Below are 14359 nucleotides of genomic sequence, written 5' to 3'. Positions count from 1 at the left end.
CCTAGGTGAAATGTTGCGTTTGTTTTGATTTGTGGATTAACAATTGACTGAGTAAGACACTCAGTACAGATGCAGCTGCGAGAATGAGATAGAAATTTCCATAGCCAAATGCTTTGGCTAAAAAGCCTGACATTGCCCCACCAATGAAATAAACCAGCAGCTCAAAACAAACTAAAATCGTAAAGTCTGTTCCTGCTTGCTCCTTAGAACTGGTTTGCATGAAGTGCGCATATAAAGCGGTCATCGCGACGTAACGAATGGCTAAAATGAACACGACAAATACACCAAGTAACATTTGCCATTGATCAAACCAACTCAGTAGGGCAGCAGCCCCAAGCAAGGCATAAATCAAAGTTCGTGCCCAACCTGCCCAAATCAATAATTGAGTTGCTGCTAATTTTTTTAATAAAAATGCTGCGGATACTGCTGCCAATAAACCGACACCCGCCCCGACTACGGACATCAGTACACCAATGTGTGCCAATGACCAATTTTGATCAATCAGCATGGGATTGAGCATTGCCATTGCAGGTGCTTCAACCACGCGATAACAGACAATCAAGGCCAAAGCCCATAACATTTCAGGGCGTTTAAAAGCACGAATAAGGCTAGGTGCTTGCTTGGCAATTTTTTCTGTCGCTGATTTTTCTTTAATTTGAAAAATCGCCAACATGGTGAATGCTGTCATTGCGGCTAAAGCAATCAGTGCCGTTTGCCACCCATAGAGTTGATACAACCATAAAGTACCAGCGCCACCCACCATACTGCCTAAAGCAATCCCAATACTTTGCGCCATACTGCCAAGGCGATATTCAGACTCGGAAAATGTTTCAACGGTATAACCATCAATCGCAATATCTTGGGTTGCAGCAAAAGTTGAAATCCATAAACCCACAATCACAAAGACACTTAAACCATAGTCAAATTGTGTCAAAGCCAAGGCAACAACACCTAAAACCAAGGCAATTTGGGTGAATAAAAGCCAAGTTTTGCGTTTACCCAGTGATTTCAAATAAAAGCGATCAAGCAATGGCGCCCAAAAAAACTTAAACGCCCACGGGATATATAGTAATGACAACATGCCAATCCAACGCAAATCCACGCCTTGATGGCGTAAAATCGTAGGTAAAGCCACGTTGTAAAAATACAATGGCAAAGCATGTGCAAGATACAATACCACCACTACCGATAGGCTCAGTGCGGATACTGTTTTGATTGGAAAGGCATTGTCATAATTCAATTGTTGATTCATAACCACCTCTGCACAGCCCATTGCACGGCATCGGCTTGGTTTAAACTGACGAAATAAGGCACATGCCACGCTTTTTGCAAAGCAGGCGTGTCTAATCGAATCCGATCCTCTTCATCTTGGGCAATACGAGCAAAACCTAGGCAATATTGATAAAAATCGGATTTATATTGCTTGTACCATTTCGCTTGAATTGCTCGATATTCTTCGGGAAATTCGGTATCCACTTCAGTTTGCATAATCAGCACAAAATTTCTTTTCTGCTCGAAATATTGTTGGATATGCGCTAACCATTGTTCAAATTCTGCCACCGAGACATGTGCGGCAAAGCGCATGTCCAAGATGTGCATCTCATTGATAGATAAACTCATGTAACACTCAGGACTTTGGCTGGCTGATTTGCGAGCTGTTGTTGTAATTGCTGTGACGTTTGGAGAGATTGACCAAACTTGTGATAAAAAGTTTCTCTAAAGCAGTAGTACAACATGGCGGTTTTTTCAGCCATTGGAATGAGACCTTGGCTTTCGTAACATAAGTCCTCGACGACTGCTGCATAAGGCTTAACCGTATGGTCGGGCTCACCCACAATTTTTTTGGCTTGAGAATGTTCAAAAATATAGAAACTGAGCAAGCGAATAGTTGGACGTAAAAAACCTTTACCAAACACAGATTTATCGCCAAAAAGTAGATGCCAACCTAAATCATGCTCATCACCGTCGTAATAGCGACCTAAACGATCTCGTTTACCTTCATAGATTTCGGTATAACCCACGTCTTTACCATCTACCCCAACAATTAATAAACGCTGATGGTCATCTGCCAGCATCTTGTCAAAGTAAACCTGTAAATCCAGTTCAGATTTATTCAATTGCCATTGTGGGATGACATGTGGCTCATGCATCCATTGATGCAATAAAGGAATATCTTGTGGATACTGCACTTGCCTTAAATAATATTGCGTCCCATTCTCATAGTATTCATAATAATCAGGGAGTCGCTGAGAGATTGTGTTCATATCAGACCTTTATATATTCAATACTTTATTTATTTGTTAGAGGCACTTAGCTCGCTTTAGATTCAGCTTGTTGAGTTGCCCATTCCACCAATGTCGCTGGACTGACAGGATTAGCAATTGGGTCTAAGAAAACAGGAACAGGACGTTCTGCTTCATCGTTATAACTGGTGGTAAATAAACGCACACGGTTCAAACAAATCTTGGTGTAAGTTGGTCGTAACATGGCAAATTTTTCAGCGCGTTCAGCCAATTCAGGATGCTGTTGGTTAAACTCAGAAATAGCGTTGGAAATGGTTTGCCAGAAATTAAGTTCTGAATATTCAGGATAATCTTGCAAGAACACATTACAGATATAGCGGTAATGCACCATGAACAGGCCTGTGAAAATGAAATGACTTAAGTCTGTGGCTTCATGACGTAATAACAAATTAGCTTCAGAGGGCAATTGCGCCAACTCAGGGAAATCTTCATCCACCAAATTGATATCATCAATGAAGTCTTTTAATACCAATGCTTTCGGTACGCCATTTTCATGCACCAACATAGTGTTTTCGCCGTGTGGTGAGAATGCTAAACCGTAACGATACAAACAGAGTAATAACGGGCTCAAACAAACTTGCGCAAATTGTGCTAACCAAGCCAAAGGGCTTAAACCTGATGCTTGAATCAGCACACTCAGAATGGATTGACCTGAAATATCTCGGTGCAATAACGCAGCTTGAGAAAGCACTTGCTGTGATGGATCAACATAACGATCGACACTTTCACGCCATAAGCAACCAAAGAGTTCTTTAAATTGGTAAGGCGCACCTTCAATTTGGTCAAAACACGGCTGGTGAATGGTTAAGGTCGCCACTTCACCTAAGAAAATCACACCAGTTTTTTGCAAGTCTTGATCTTGTTGATGAATTTGCTTTAACCATGCAGTAACAGCAGGCGCTGCAAGATTACGTTTTGAAGGTAATCCTCGATAAACTGCGGTATTAAAAATACTGACTGGTAGCTTAACGTAATGACGTTGTAAGTTAGATATATTACACAATGTCCGAATAGACTGCATCGGCACATAACTGTCTTGGCTAATGTTCAACTCAATAATTTTTTGATCAACAATTTCATTGGCATAGGTTGGAACCAGCCATTGATGCCATTGCCAAGCATGTACAGGAATCAAAAAATAATCTTGTGGATTCAATGCTTTTTCTTGCAGAATATTTTGAAATTGTTGCAGTTCATTGGCATCAAACTCATGCTGATACAAAGCACAAGCATCCCATTGTTCAGTGCTGCGATATTCCGCTAAATCACGATGTACTGCCAACCATAATACTTTGACTTCAGGTGAGAGTTCGGGTGCAGCGCTTAAATAGTCATCATAACCAAAGCCCATACGCCCCTTACTCATGATCAGCCAAGGATGACCACGTAACATACCTTCAATTTTATAATGTGGTTCAGCTAAAACCGCAGCACTTGGCAAACGCGTTTCATTAAACAAATGTGCTTCTGCCAGCCAAGTATTGTTCATTTCTTTAATTAAATATGCTTTGGTAAATGGCTTAACATCAGTGCTGTCAGACATTGCGACAATAAACTCATGTAAATTCCAAGCGGGCTGATCACTCTGCTGGCCATTGGTTACATCACGTACCGAACCTTCCTGAATATTCCAGTGTCCAAGTAAATATTGGTGGCCTTGAAATTCGTAATGACGATTACCGAGATCAAGCTGATAACGTCCTGTTGCTAAGGCTTTCACTTCAATAATTTCTTCATAGAGAAACTCTGCAATCGCCATTTCAATGAGACGTTGCCCTGCGGCACGCCATTGCTGCTGATTAATTTTTAAAGTTGCAAAGTTCATATCAATTTCTCATAAGTTGGATGCACAGCAACCGTTTGTGTACGAATACTTGCGCCACGACTGGATGAATGTGTTGTTGAATGCGCCGTTACCGAGTTCTGTTCTGTATTCTTTAAAGTAGATAGGTTTTTACTGACCTTCTTTTCACAAAAGCACGCTTCTGAACGTGTATCGTGATCAGCCAAACAAATTTTAGGATTTTGAGAGAGGTTAAAATTTTGGAAGGTCTGTACTTGTTGCCCAAGCTCATAAATCTGACGCTCAGCCAATTGGTTAATAATCGTGGCTGCACGATAAGCGCCAAGACCTAAGTCTGGTGTACCAACGCCATGACTATGCATTTCTTGATTTTGAACAAAAATATGACCATTCAGATGATGTACAACTCGATAGTCCTCGGTAATTTGCCAGCGCTGTTTATGATCAAATTCAATATAAGGTTTCAATAACTGCATAAAACCAAAGTCAGGCGTAAAATAACCTGTTGCTGCCACAAGGAAATCACAATCGAGATGGAAGCTTTGCGCTGTAGCACGATGCTGAAAATGCAGTCGAATCTTTTGCGTATCCAACACTTCGGCATCTTTTAAATCACATTGGCTATGTAAATGTGTTTGTAAACTTTGCCCTGCGATGCTGCGGTGATAAAGTTTTTGATAGATTTCACGAATGGTTTTTGCACTGATCCCCTTGTACAACAAAGCTTGCTGCTGCAATTGCTGTTCTTTTTTCTCGACAGGCAAATCATAAAAATGCTGCGCATAGTCAGGGCTAAAGTGTTCCAATCCCAATGGTGCATATTCCATTGGGAAGAAACCTTGAGAACGGGTAAACCAATGTAAATCAAATAGATGATTTGCCGCATTTTGCTGTTCATCAAACAGATCAATAAAGATTTCAGCAGCCGATTGTCCTGAACCAAGCACCACTACATCGCCATGTAAATCCGTATCAGCATGCGTCATATATTGAGCAGAATGCAGACATTTTTGTGGTTGCTGTTGCTGAACTTTTGCCAGACATTCAGGCAAATAAGGCACATTACCGCTTCCAATCAGCAAATGACGGCATAAATAACTTTGCTGAATCCCTTCTGACTCAACCAGTACCTTAAAACCGATGCTTTGCGGTTCAATCATCAAAACAGGAGATTGGTATTCGATACAGTCAAGCTGTTCTGCAACCCATTGGCAATAATGGTTATATTCACAACGTGGAATATGGGGTTGCTCTAAGAAATAAAATTTATATAAACGTTGCTGATGACGCAGATAATTTAAGAAACTGAATGGACTGGTTGGGTCAACCATCGACACCAAATCTGCCATAAAGGGTACTTGTAATACTGTATTGGGTAATTGCATTCCTGCATGCCAATCGAATTGAGCTTTTTGCTCGAAAAATGCATAGTTCATTGCACTTTTATTGTGTAGCAGACTGGCAAGACTTAAATTAAATGGTCCTAGACCAATTCCAATAAAATCAAGCATAACTGACATCCTTTTCTGTCATGAACAGTGGATTTGGCAGTTGTACATAAACAGATTGATTTTCGACGGGTGCGATCAGTTCATCTAACTCATGTAAACGAGTCAGTAAATTACCCTTATAAGGTAAAGTTGGATTGAACAATAACCCCTGTAATAATGTGCTATCAGGATATTGCTGCAATTGCTCTTGCAAGAAAGTTTTTAAATGTTCAAGCAATTCATCTTCGGTGATATAACCTGTTGCACCAATCGCATTGATCATGCCAAACAAGGTATTTCCAAAGAAATAATAACTAAAACGTTCATCCACAAAATCTTTTGGGCCAACAGCAAAAGCCTTTTCTTTCAGCTCAGGTAAGGCTTGCAGAATTTCAGTGGCAAATTCTTCAATATAATAGAAACCTTGATTATCACGTAGCCACAAGCTTTTTGGAAAATGATTCTCTAGCTCCAATAACACATTCTGCTGATGTGATTCAAAAGCCATACCATAACGATGGTAGACATACATCAACGGTTGCAAACTGACTTCAAGGAAACGATTAAACCAATCCAAAGCGATGTTTGAAAAATCGGTTTCAGAGTTTGTCTTGGCAATTTTTGCGAATAAAGCATTAAAACGGTTTAAAGGTTTATCTGGATGGTCCTGACAGAGAGATGCAATACAAGTGACTTGTTGCTGCGGATGGAATGGCTGATCACGGAAAATACAGATACTTTCATTAACCACTTCATCATCAATTTTTAGCGCCATCCAAGCGGGATCATTCACCGCTTTTAAGCTTGGGCACTGTTTTAAAATATTTTGACCCAATTCACTGTGCCATAAACGGTGCGCCAGCTCACCACGATGGCATTCTTTGGCTAAATTGACACGAATAGAATTGGTGATCATCACTGAAAGTGACGGTTTCACCATCCAAGGTGCATTAAAACTGGCAAGTGTACGAATCGATGTTGTTGGCGAAAATTGCCAGCCACGCAAGCCTAAATCAATCAATTGTCCTGTTTGTTTAAGATGTTCAAACCACGGTTTACTTTGTAAGTAACGCGCTTGCCAAGGATGTAAAGGCAGTAATTTATATTCAGTATGGGTTTTTAATAGATTGAGATCTTGTTCAGATAAATACCATTGCAACGCAGTTTTGAGCTGACTTGAAATAGCTTCATCTGTTGCACTGCCCTCGGAAATATACTCCTGATGAACCAACCAATAATACAGTTGTGTTTTGCCTTTATGTTCAGGTGAAAACTTTAACCAATCTTCATGCACAAAACCTGTTCTACTTTTCGGTGCTGGATGCATGCTATGCCCCAGAATCAAAGCTTGTTCAGTTTCAATAAAACTCTGACCGGCTTTAACAAGATCATCAAAATCATCTTCACGTTGATTTAAAAATTGTTGCAATGCATCGCGACTTTGAATCCATTTTTCAACCAATGAAGCAGCATCTAATGGAATCGAAGATTCAAGAACCAGTTCTTCAAGCAGGAGACCAATAATTGTAATAGGGCTTAAAGTCTTCATTTGTCCGTGAATAATCACCTGCGGAAGATCTGCTAAACGGTGACGCCCTACTCGACTGAGATAGGATAGAGGGAAATAGCATTGCGCTTGAATAGAATAGATAGGAATGGATAACAGCGTCAAACCTTGGCTAAACGCATGTTGTTGAGAACTTTGTTGATCATGCTTAAGCAAATAACCTTTGCCAGTTTCTTGCGTATAAGCATTCATGAAATGTTGCATCGCCAACCGATTGGCTAGTTGTTGCATCTTACGAGTCCTCTTCACAAAAGAGTAAAATAAGCCTGCTCTATAAAAGTTATAAATTGATTAAATTCAAACCTTTGAGCAGTCGCTTTAAATTTATTTATGTTTCTTGATCGAAGATTGTAAAATCTAAGAATACTGATAATAATAATTATTATCATTTAATAATTCAATAGAAATCGAAAAAAAGGTTTTAAAAATACATCTAACAGATTGAATTAAAGGTTTTTATTTTTATTTACACTCAAAATGGTTCAAGGTTTACGCTATTCAACTTTTCATTTAATTAGGGAAATACTTATTTAGAATCATTTCTATATATTAAGTATTATAAATTAATAGCTTACACCTTAAGAATCAAAAACTGATGTAATTATTCATCTACAATATCAACAAAAGCTGCACCTAAAACCTTTGCCAAATCATTTGGGTGTAGTCCGACATCTAGCCCTCTTTTGCCACCACTGATATACATTTTTGTCAGTCCTAAGGCTTTATCAGAAATCGCCGTTTTTAAGCGCTTCTTCTGCCCAAGTGGGCTAATACCCCCGACTAAATAACCTGTTAAACGTTCCGCATCCTTCGGATCTGCCATATGCAATTTTTTACAACCAAAAGCATTGGCAACTTTCTTTAAATTAAGTTGATGATTCACAGGTAAAACAGCAACAAAATAATTTTTATCATCAGTCACCATCAATGTTTTAAACACTTCATCTACTTTTAACCCAAGTTTCTCTGCTGCCTCCAAACCAAAGCTTTTGGCATTGGCGTCATGTTCATATTCATGTATTGAAAATTCGATTTTATTTGATTTCAAAACTTTACAAGCAGGTGTCATGTGAATTGAGTATTTAAAATATTTGAGGAGATGCAAGTATAAGACTTTTTTGAGAAAATTTGAATTTGCTTAGGCTATTTATAGCACTTGATAAATCATCCGCAATCTGCTTAAAATCTCAACAATTACGAACATTTATTAAAACGATGCCTTCTATCTATCAATTAAAACCAGCATTTCAGAACTTATTACGTCCCTTTGTGCAAAGATTATTCAAATTGGGAATCACAGCGAATCAAGTCACTTTATTCGCGATGTTTATCTCAATTTGCTTAGGCTATTTCCTATATCAACATTATTTAACACATTCTATTTCTTGGCTTTTATTATTATTTCCCTTGTGGATGCTAATTCGTATGGCATTCAATGCAATTGATGGCATGTTGGCACGTGAGTTTAAACAGCAGTCCAATTTGGGCGCTTTTTATAATGAATTGTGTGACATTATTTCCGATACAGCACTCTATCTTTGTTTTATTGCCTTTGGTTTTATAAGTGCAAAACTATTGTTATTTATCGTTTTTCTTGCTCTTCTCAGTGAATATACAGGTGTAATGGCACCTCTGATTGGCCAAGAACGCCGTTATGATGGCCCAATGGGGAAAAGTGATCGTGCTTTTTGGTTTAGTTTAATTGCTGTTATTATTGTGATATTTCCACTAATCAGTACAAATTTGCAACTTCTTGGTTGGATTTGTAATGGCATACTGATTCTAATTGGCCTTCTACTTACGCTCACCATTTATAACCGAATTAAAAATAGTTTAAAGACAGTTTCGTAATTTTATTATTCAGGGTAAAAACAGATGTATAACAATACTCAACAAACCTTTACGAGCCATGATGGAACTGCGTTGTTTTATCAACACTGGGCAACCGATACATCATCAGAAACAAAAAAAGCCATCATTCTATTTCACCGTGGTCATGAACATTCGGGGCGTATGGCGCATTTAGTCAACGAATTGAATTTACCTGATTTTGATTTCTTCGCTTGGGATGCACGAGGGCATGGAGATTCGCCTGGTGAGCGTGGTGATGCACCCAGTTTTTCAGCATGTGTTAAAGATATTCAATCTTTTGTGCAACATATTGAACAACAATATGCAATTTCAGCGGAAAATATCGCTGTAGTCGCGCAAAGTGTAGGTGCTGTTTTAGCTGCAACTTGGGTTCATGATTATGCACCTAAAATTCGTGCACTCTGCCTAGCCTCTCCTGCTTTTGATATTAAATTGTATGTGCCTTTTGCTGAACCAAGCTTAAGAGTTATGGCAAAACTACGTGGCAATTTCTTTATACAAAGCTATGTGAAAGCCAATATGCTCACGCATGATAAACAACGCGCACAGAGCTATGATACCGACCCTAAAATTGCCAAAGCGATTTCAGTCAGAATGTTATTGGGGCTATACGATGCTTCAAAACGCATTGTCGCGGATGCACAAAACATCTTTGTTCCAACACAGGTTTTATGTTCAGGCTCAGATTTTGTGGTCTTCCAAAAACCGCAGCAACAGTTTTATCAAAAATTACCGCATCCTAAAAAAGAATTTCATATATTAGATGGCTTCTTTCACGATACTTTGGGCGAAAAAGACCGTCATATTGCAACTGAAAAAATCCGTCGTTTTATTCAGCAATGTTTTGCTGTGGAATATCAAGCACCTGATCTTTTAAATGCCGATAAAATTGGTTCAAGTTGTGCGATTGCTGAAGACTTAAGTGCTCCACTGCCTGCGAAATCCATAAAAAATGCATTTTGGGAAATGACTAAAAAGAATTTAAAAATAGGAAGTCATTTATCTAGAGGCTTAAAAATTGGTGAAGATACTGGCTATGACTCAGGCAGCACACTAGATTTTGTCTATCGTAATCAGACTGAAAGTAGCAATCCAATTGGCAAAATTATAGATCGACAATATCTCAATGCGATTGGTTGGCGTGGTATCCGTGTTCGTAAACAAAATATTGAATATCTCGTACAGAAATACGCTGACATTCTCATCAAAAAGCGTAAACCACTTAGAATCATGGATATTGCTTCAGGGCATGGTCGTTATATTTTAGATGCTGTTACGCAACTTTCAAAGCGCCCAGACTCGATTCTACTGCGTGATTATAGTGATATTAATGTCCAGGCTGGGCAAAAAATGATTGCTGAACGTGGTTTAAGTGATATCGCTGAATTTGTTCAAGCCGATGCTTTTGATACGCAATCACTTGCATCAGTCAAACCAAAACCATCTTTAGCTGTGGTTTCTGGTTTATATGAATTGTTTAGTGATAATGATCTTCTTCGGCAGTCACTGGAAGGTTTAAGTAAAGCCATTCTCAAAGATGGTTATTTAATCTATACAGGTCAAATTTGGCACCCTCAGCAAGAATTTATTGCACGTGCATTAACCTCACATCGTGAAGGTGATGCATGGGTCATGCGCTTACGCTCACAAGCGGAAATGGATGCCCTCGTTGAAGCGGCTGGCTTTAAAAAAGTAGATCAATGTATTGATGAATTTGGAATTTTTACAGTTTCAGTCGCTCAAAAGCTTTAAAAAGCATAGACGATATGATCAATCTTTGAATCATGTCGTCTACGTATAACTTTACAATAATAATCTATGGATGTTTTATGCAAATACTGAATAAAGAAACAGGCACTTGGAAATGGGGAATCCTTTGTTTAATTTTCCTTGCACCCTTTTTCTTTCTTACTTATGGATTTGCAAATAACTACGCATCGCAACTGCTGAACGTGCCAAGTATTGTTTATGACTGGGAAAAACACATTCCGCTTTGGGCATGGACAATTGTACCTTATTGGTCGATTGATCTTTTTTATGGGCTGTCTTTGCTATTGTGTTGGAATAAATTTGAGCTTAAGCAGCATGCGCTTAGGCTATTTACAGCACAGCTCATTTCGATCAGTTGCTTTCTACTTTTTCCACTCAAATTTAGTTTTGAACGCCCACCTTTAGACGGATTCTTTGGTCTCTGGTTTGATGTATTGATGGGTTTTGATAAACCTTTTAACCAAGCACCTTCTCTACATATCGTTTTATTGGTCATTCTTTGGGACTTCTTCCGTAGACATAGCTCAGGTCGATGGAAATACCTCGTCGATATTTGGTCATTGCTCATCGGAATATCTGTACTTACCACATGGCAACACCATTTTATTGATATTCCAACTGGTTTATTGGCAGGTGCATTGTGTCTATGGCTATTTCCATTTACGGCAAAATCACCTTTTAAAAAAGATGGTTTACAAATTTTAACGCCAAAGCATTTAAAATTAGGCAGTTACTACCTTTGTGGCGCAGTGATTTGCTTTATCTTGGCATATGAACTCAAACCTTGGGGATTATGGTTACTCTACCCAGCGATCAGTCTATTTGGCGTAGCTTTAAGCTACGGTTTTGTTCGACCACATTTCTTCCAAAAACAAGCAGATGGTAACTTGAGCATCGCAGCAAAAATGTTATTTGCGCCCTACTTAATATTTGCATGGTTGAACAGTCGAATTTGGACAAAGAAACATCCTGAAGATTCCCAAATTTTTAAATTTGAAAATACAACCATTTTTTTAGGGCGCATACCAACGCATTCCACAACTCAAAAATATCAAGCAGTATTTGATTGTGTTGCAGAGTTACCCGTGAATCCTGAATGTTCATATTTTCAATACACCAGTTTAGACTTAATCCCCTTACAAGCCGATCAGCTTGTTCAAGCTGTTGAATCTTTTAACCAATTGATTGATTCAACTTCAGCACAGCACTCACAACAAGATGTATTGATTTTCTGCGCCTTAGGCTATTCGAGAAGTAGCGCTATTTTATGTGCTTGGCTGTTACAACAGCAGCATGCAGCGCATGTAAATGATGCAATTCAAATTGTTCAGTCTGCCAGACCATGGGTTAAGCTGAATGAAGCTCAAATCAAAAACCTGAATACTTATCAATTAAAATTGAAAGGATTAGCCCCATGAAAATGAACTTTTATGTGGTGGCAAAACTTTTATCTGCAACCCATGGTTTGTTAATTTCAGGCTATGTCGCCTTTATATTATCGATTATGGCAATACTGCTTAAAGGCTGGCAATCTCTTGAATTTTGGATATTTATTATTCTAAGCTTCGGTTTTATGATGACTCATCATTACGTGTCACTCAGGTTGAAATTTGATGCGGAACTCATTGAAATTATGGCGCAACAATCTGATACTGTATCCATCGAAAATTTGACACAACAGTTTGATCAATCATTGATGCAATTTAAACTCATGCCTGAATCGAAAACTGGTCGTGATTGGTCTTTACGCTTTGCAGGTTGCTTCCGTTTATTTAAACTGCAAATTACTTTACTGTTCATACAATATTTTGTTTTAATTGTCTTAATTTATAAATTGTTAGCACAATAAACTTCTTTCTTTAGCCTAAATAAGCCTATTGAAATTATTGATAAAATTGGTTTGCAGAATGAATAAAACTCCGCTTCAAAACGATAAAAATGTACCACTCGCGCAAACTCAAAATCATTTTGCGAGCAGTTCTATTGCCCGTTTAATTGCTTTCTTTACACGTCGTGGGGCACGTCTACTGACTGGCGCACGTAGTTTATGGATCGGTTGTCAGCCTGTGCCAAAACAGCGAATTTATTATGCAAATCATAATAGTCATATCGATTTTATTTTACTGTGGTCATCTTTGCCTAAAATAATGCGGCGAAAAACCAAGCCTGTGGCTGCTTCCGATTATTGGCTTAAAGATGGATTTCGACAATTTCTAATTAAAGATACGTTCAATGGTGTAACAATTCGACGTAATCAAGAAGATAACACTGACCCTTTACAACCTGTGAAAGATGCGCTTGAGCAAGGTTATTCAATTATCTTTTTCCCTGAAGGGACGCGTAATCTGAATGATGATATTGAATTATTACCGTTCAAAAGTGGGTTGTATAATTTGCACAAACAATTCCCTGAAATTGAAATTGTTCCTGTTTGGATTTCCAATTTAAGACGTGTCATGCCCAAAGGTGCATTTATCCCACTCCCCTTACTTTCTACAGTATGTTTTGGTTGTCCTTTAGAGCAACATTTAGAAATGGATAAAACAAGCTTTATTGATTATGCACAAAAACAATTATTAGAATTAAAAGAGGTTGAAAATCAATGATGTTAAATAATCTTGATAAAACCTATCTCTTATTTGCTATTTTTGCAGGAATTTTAGTTTTTGCATCTACTGTTGGTTTTATTCTCAAACAAAAAGCGGGAGCTCAACCATCATCGGTTATAGATAATTTAAATGCACGAATTAATGCATGGTGGGTCATGCTTATCGTGATTGCTGCGGCGATTTTGCTGGGAAAAACAGCATTTATTGTGTTATTTGGGATTATCTCACTGTTTGCCCTACGTGAGTTTATTAGCTTACTGCCAACCCGACGCGGCGATTATTTTCCATTACTGATCGCATTCTATTTTGTTATTCCCTATCAATATTATTTAATTTATACCGATTGGTACGGTCTTTATTCAATTTTTATTCCACTCTATGTTTTTTTATTAATTCCAATTGCCAGTTTAAAACAAGAAGATACAACTCATTTTCTAGAACGTAGTTCAAAAATTCAATGGGGGCTCATGGTCAGTGTATTCTGTATTTCACATGTTCCAGCTTTGTTGAATTTGAAATTACCTGAATTTAAAGGTGAACCGATTTGGTTAGCTATCTGGTTAATCATGGTGGTTCAAGTCTCAGATGTATTGCAGTATGTCTGCGGTAAATTGTTTGGAAAGCACAAAGTTGCACCTGTTTTATCACCATCAAAAACTGTAGAAGGCCTACTCGGTGGTATTTTCCTAGCAACGGCTTTGGGTACTGCAATGGCGTGGTTAACACCTTTTAGCTATGTTCAAGCGGCTTGTATTGGATTGGTGGTTTGTATCTTTGGCTTCTTTGGCGGTCTAGTGATGTCTGCGATTAAACGTGATCGCGGGGTTAAAGATTGGGGGCAACTCATTCACGGACATGGTGGAATGTTAGATCGCATTGACTCTATTTGTTTTTCTGCACCTATTTTCTTTCATATTTTAAGGTATTGGTGGAGTTGATCGACT

Annotated in this window: 13 protein-coding genes; 6 read left to right on the top strand and 7 right to left on the bottom strand. The window is 38.4% G+C overall.

Annotation, left to right across the window (positions count from 1 at the left end):
* Window position 1: 1 nt before the first annotated feature.
* From ACY45D_RS08685 to ybaK, 7 genes are all read right to left on the bottom strand, one after another.
* The gene (locus ACY45D_RS08685) at window positions 2-1252 is read right to left on the bottom strand and encodes an MFS transporter (protein WP_463109465.1); all 1251 of its coding nucleotides are present in this window, start codon (window positions 1250-1252) and stop codon (window positions 2-4) included.
* Window positions 1249-1620, bottom strand: a complete 372-nt coding sequence (locus ACY45D_RS08680; RefSeq protein ID WP_463109324.1) for a hypothetical protein — start codon at window positions 1618-1620, stop codon at window positions 1249-1251. Before ACY45D_RS08680 ends, ACY45D_RS08685 begins: the two co-directional genes overlap by 4 nt.
* Window positions 1617-2264: a GNAT family N-acetyltransferase gene (locus tag ACY45D_RS08675; protein ID WP_463109323.1), complete on the bottom strand. Its 648-nt coding sequence runs from the start codon at window positions 2262-2264 to the stop codon at window positions 1617-1619. The genes ACY45D_RS08680 and ACY45D_RS08675 overlap by 4 nt, the downstream gene beginning before the upstream one ends.
* Window positions 2265-2310: 46 nt before the next feature.
* Window positions 2311-4128 carry an IucA/IucC family protein gene (locus ACY45D_RS08670; RefSeq protein WP_463109322.1) on the bottom strand — a complete coding sequence of 606 codons (1818 nt, stop codon included), beginning with the start codon at window positions 4126-4128 and terminating at the stop codon, window positions 2311-2313.
* Complete coding sequence (locus ACY45D_RS08665; protein ID WP_463109321.1) at window positions 4125-5618, bottom strand: lysine N(6)-hydroxylase/L-ornithine N(5)-oxygenase family protein; 1494 nt, start codon at window positions 5616-5618, stop codon at window positions 4125-4127. Before ACY45D_RS08665 ends, ACY45D_RS08670 begins: the two co-directional genes overlap by 4 nt.
* Window positions 5611-7395, bottom strand: a complete 1785-nt coding sequence (locus ACY45D_RS08660) for an IucA/IucC family protein (RefSeq protein WP_463109320.1) — start codon at window positions 7393-7395, stop codon at window positions 5611-5613. The genes ACY45D_RS08665 and ACY45D_RS08660 overlap by 8 nt, the downstream gene beginning before the upstream one ends.
* 370 nt (window positions 7396-7765) lie before the next feature.
* On the bottom strand, window positions 7766-8233 hold the full coding sequence (ybaK, locus tag ACY45D_RS08655; protein ID WP_463109319.1) for a Cys-tRNA(Pro) deacylase: 468 nt from the start codon (window positions 8231-8233) through the stop codon (window positions 7766-7768).
* A gap of 146 nt (window positions 8234-8379) precedes the next feature.
* Between ybaK and ACY45D_RS08650 the strand changes: the two genes are divergently transcribed.
* From ACY45D_RS08650 to ACY45D_RS08625, 6 genes are all read left to right on the top strand, one after another.
* Complete coding sequence (locus ACY45D_RS08650; protein ID WP_463109318.1) at window positions 8380-9015, top strand: CDP-alcohol phosphatidyltransferase family protein; 636 nt, start codon at window positions 8380-8382, stop codon at window positions 9013-9015.
* 24 nt (window positions 9016-9039) lie between these two features.
* On the top strand, window positions 9040-10788 hold the full coding sequence (locus ACY45D_RS08645; protein WP_463109317.1) for a bifunctional alpha/beta hydrolase/class I SAM-dependent methyltransferase: 1749 nt from the start codon (window positions 9040-9042) through the stop codon (window positions 10786-10788).
* A gap of 77 nt (window positions 10789-10865) precedes the next feature.
* Entirely contained in the window at window positions 10866-12224 is a 1359-nt protein-coding gene (locus ACY45D_RS08640; protein ID WP_463109316.1) for a phosphatase PAP2/dual specificity phosphatase family protein, read from the top strand.
* Window positions 12221-12655 (top strand): hypothetical protein, encoded by a 435-nt coding sequence (locus ACY45D_RS08635; RefSeq protein ID WP_463109315.1) that lies wholly within the window; start codon window positions 12221-12223, stop codon window positions 12653-12655. The genes ACY45D_RS08640 and ACY45D_RS08635 overlap by 4 nt, the downstream gene beginning before the upstream one ends.
* A gap of 58 nt (window positions 12656-12713) precedes the next feature.
* On the top strand, window positions 12714-13412 hold the full coding sequence (locus ACY45D_RS08630) for a lysophospholipid acyltransferase family protein (protein WP_463109314.1): 699 nt from the start codon (window positions 12714-12716) through the stop codon (window positions 13410-13412).
* Entirely contained in the window at window positions 13409-14353 is a 945-nt protein-coding gene (locus ACY45D_RS08625; protein WP_463109313.1) for a phosphatidate cytidylyltransferase, read from the top strand. Before ACY45D_RS08630 ends, ACY45D_RS08625 begins: the two co-directional genes overlap by 4 nt.
* The last annotated feature ends 6 nt before the right edge of the window (window positions 14354-14359 follow it).

The sequence above is a fragment of the Acinetobacter sp. BZX-2 genome, assembly GCF_055179795.1.
The sequence above is the reverse complement of the archived record's forward strand: the minus strand, read 5'-3'. Positions and strand labels throughout refer to the sequence as shown.

Bases quoted from the DNA above. Each gene is read 5' to 3' on its own strand.
- ACY45D_RS08685 (WP_463109465.1), bottom strand. From the start codon at position 1,252: ATGAATCAACAATTGAATTATGACAATGCCTTTCCAATCAAAACAGTA.
- ACY45D_RS08680 (WP_463109324.1), bottom strand. From the start codon at position 1,620: ATGAGTTTATCTATCAATGAGATGCACATCTTGGACATGCGCTTTGCC.
- ACY45D_RS08675 (WP_463109323.1), bottom strand. From the start codon at position 2,264: ATGAACACAATCTCTCAGCGACTCCCTGATTATTATGAATACTATGAG.
- ACY45D_RS08670 (WP_463109322.1), bottom strand. From the start codon at position 4,128: ATGAACTTTGCAACTTTAAAAATTAATCAGCAGCAATGGCGTGCCGCA.
- ACY45D_RS08665 (WP_463109321.1), bottom strand. From the start codon at position 5,618: ATGCTTGATTTTATTGGAATTGGTCTAGGACCATTTAATTTAAGTCTT.
- ACY45D_RS08660 (WP_463109320.1), bottom strand. From the start codon at position 7,395: ATGCAACAACTAGCCAATCGGTTGGCGATGCAACATTTCATGAATGCT.
- ybaK (WP_463109319.1), bottom strand. From the start codon at position 8,233: ATGACACCTGCTTGTAAAGTTTTGAAATCAAATAAAATCGAATTTTCA.
- ACY45D_RS08650 (WP_463109318.1), top strand. From the start codon at position 8,380: ATGCCTTCTATCTATCAATTAAAACCAGCATTTCAGAACTTATTACGT.
- ACY45D_RS08645 (WP_463109317.1), top strand. From the start codon at position 9,040: ATGTATAACAATACTCAACAAACCTTTACGAGCCATGATGGAACTGCG.
- ACY45D_RS08640 (WP_463109316.1), top strand. From the start codon at position 10,866: ATGCAAATACTGAATAAAGAAACAGGCACTTGGAAATGGGGAATCCTT.
- ACY45D_RS08635 (WP_463109315.1), top strand. From the start codon at position 12,221: ATGAAAATGAACTTTTATGTGGTGGCAAAACTTTTATCTGCAACCCAT.
- ACY45D_RS08630 (WP_463109314.1), top strand. From the start codon at position 12,714: ATGAATAAAACTCCGCTTCAAAACGATAAAAATGTACCACTCGCGCAA.
- ACY45D_RS08625 (WP_463109313.1), top strand. From the start codon at position 13,409: ATGATGTTAAATAATCTTGATAAAACCTATCTCTTATTTGCTATTTTT.